This is a genomic window from Binatus sp. (SeqCode) (genome assembly GCF_049584895.1).
Lineage (GTDB): Bacteria > Desulfobacterota > Binatia > Binatales > Binataceae > Binatus.
Window position 1 is genome coordinate 1 of the sequence record NZ_JBAUYR010000125.1, and the last position, 1,878, is coordinate 1,878.

Sequence of the window (1,878 nt, forward strand, 5' to 3'; positions counted from 1 at the left end):
CCTCGGCGATATCGTGAGCTGATCTTATCAGCCCCTGTTCGGCGCCTTCAACCAGCCCCTCGACCAGAGCCGCTTCCCGAGCCAGATCGATCGCGCCAAGCTGCCCCCCATCGATTCCGAATAGCTCCGCATACTCACTCGCCGCCAGCGAAGGCTTGCCCGTGCGCACGATCACGATCGCGTCACCGGGATTCTTGAAATGCTGCGTAACGTGCTTGGCGACGTCAGGCATCACGCCCAGCACGGCGATGGTCGGCGTCGGCGGAATCGGATGGCCTTCGGTCTCGTTGTAAAAGCTCACGTTGCCGCTGACCACCGGCGCGCCGAACGCAAGGGACGCGTCGCGCAGCCCGTCAACGCCGCGGATAAACTGCCACATCACCTCGGGCCGTTCAGGGTTGCCGTAGTTCAGGCAGTTCGTGATTCCCACCGGGCGCGCACCCGCGCACGCGACATTGCGCGCCGCCTCGCAAACCACGCCGACCGCGCCGAGATACGGGTCGAGCGCGCACGCACGAGGATTCGAGTCCACCTTGAGCGCCATCGCGCGCCGCGAATTCTTGATTCGCAATACGGCCGCGTCGCTGCCCGGCCCCAGCACCGTATTGCTCTGAACAATCGAATCGTACTGCCGATAAACCCACTTCTTCGACGCGACGTTGGGACTGTCGAGCAAAGCTCGCATCGCCCTTGACGGCTCCGGATGTTTGACGGTCGAAGTTTTCGCGGATGCCTGAGTCTTCGGCGCGGCCGCGGGACGATCGTACAGCGGAGCGTCGTCGGCCAGCGCGCCAATCGGAATATCTGCGACAACCTGCCCATGCCAGCGCGCGCGCCATCGCTGATCATCCGTAATCCGCCCGATCACGACCGCGTGCAGGTCCCACTTCTCGAAAACCGCCTGCAATTCCGCCTCGCGCCCGCGCTCGGCCACAATCAGCATGCGTTCCTGCGATTCCGACAGCAGAATCTCATACGGCGTCAGATTCGCCTCGCGCAGCGGCACCTTGTCGAGATCAAGCTCGATCCCGAGTCCGCCATGCGAGGGCATCTCGCTCGACGACGACGTCAGTCCGGCGGCGCCCATGTCCTGGATAGCGACGATCGCGCCGGTCCTGCCCGCCTCGAGGCACGCCTCGATCAACAATTTCTCGGTGAACGGATCGCCGACCTGTACCGCCGGACGCTTGGCCTCGCTCTCCTTGTCGAACTCCGCCGACGCCATCGACGCGCCGTGAATTCCATCGCGCCCGGTCGCAGATCCAACATAAAGCACCGGGTTGCCGACGCCGCGCGCCTTCGCGCTCATCATCTCGCCCGTGCGCACCAGCCCGAGGCAGAACGCGTTCACGAGAATGTTCGCGTCGTACGCGGCGTCGAACATCACCTCGCCCGCGACCGTCGGCACCCCGACGCAGTTGCCGTAGCCGCCGATTCCGCCGACCACACCGCCAAGGAGGTAACGCGTCCGTGGATGATCGAAGCTGCCGAACTTCAGCGAGTTCATGCTCGCGACCGGCCGCGCGCCCATCGTGAAAATGTCGCGCAGGATTCCGCCGACTCCGGTCGCCGCGCCCTGGTACGGCTCGACGAACGACGGATGGTTATGGCTTTCGATTTTGAAAACCGCGGCCCAGCCGTCGCCGACATCGATCGCGCCGGCGTTCTCACCCGGCCCTTGCACCACGAGTTCGCTCTTCGACGGCAGCTTTCTCAGATGGATGCGCGACGATTTGTACGAGCAATGCTCCGACCACATCACCGAGAAAACGCCCAGTTCGGTGAAGGTCGGGGCGCGGCCCAGGATGTGCTCGATAGTCGCGTATTCGCCGTCGGTAAGGCCGTGCGCGCGAGCCTGCACTGCGTCGATAGTTGGAT

The 1,878-nt window shown here is 64.3% G+C and carries 1 protein-coding gene; it reads right to left on the reverse strand.

The window, feature by feature from the left end:
* The coding region (gene purL / locus WB650_RS21240; RefSeq protein ID WP_423961948.1) for a phosphoribosylformylglycinamidine synthase subunit PurL at positions 1–1,878 on the reverse strand (1,878 nt) is incomplete at both ends.